The organism is Oleiphilus sp. HI0067 (genome assembly GCF_001635735.1).
In genome coordinates this window covers 1-660 of record NZ_LWFI01000689.1, presented here as the reverse complement: position 1 = coordinate 660, position 660 = coordinate 1, and the positions used below count along the sequence as shown (strand labels likewise).

Annotated in this window: 1 pseudogene; it reads right to left on the bottom strand. The window is 45.8% G+C overall.

Annotated elements, in window-relative coordinates:
* Nucleotides 1–241: 241 nt before the first annotated feature.
* A pseudogene (locus A3739_RS07805) lies at nucleotides 242–660 on the bottom strand (hypothetical protein); the annotation flags it as partial.

The window sequence follows — 660 nt, the reverse complement described above, 5'->3', positions numbered from 1 at the left end:
AATTCTAATCGGCATACCGACCTATGCAGTGATTGCCCGACGCTTTAAGCAAAGCCGCCGTTCAATTCTGCTTGAAATCACAATCATTACGTTCGCGTGGTGCTCTGTCATCTTTGTCGCAGGACGCGAAGGATTCTTGCTGCTAGATGCGGCTATTTAGCAAAACGATCGAACCAACTAAAAAAGCCGCCAAGTATCAGAAATACATTGGCGGCAAAATTAGCTAAGGGAGCTCAACTAATTAGAACTTCGCACCTAACCACAACCAAGCTTTATCTGTATCAACTTTGTTAGTGCCAGCATCACCCGCTGAGTACATACCGTACTTAAACCCAGCAGAATAGGTTTTGTTGAACTTCTTCGCGAGCAACAAATCAAGCTCGCTTCCGAAGTCATCAACTCCTGCAGTGCTCTCATCCGCAGAAAAATCATGGTAAGTCGCAGCTAACTTAAAGCCTGCTAGCTTTGTGCTGACAGATACATAGGTATCTACTAGACCTTGGTTTGGCGTTCCAAGAAATTGATCGGTCCAGCCATTGAATTTATGGCCAGTCGCGAGAGGGGTTGAGAAACCATACATTCCTTCATCAGATCCCAATTGTTCGTAGCCTAGTTTCGCGGTAATTCCTTTCACAGCGGCACCTAACTCGAGTGCCAAGT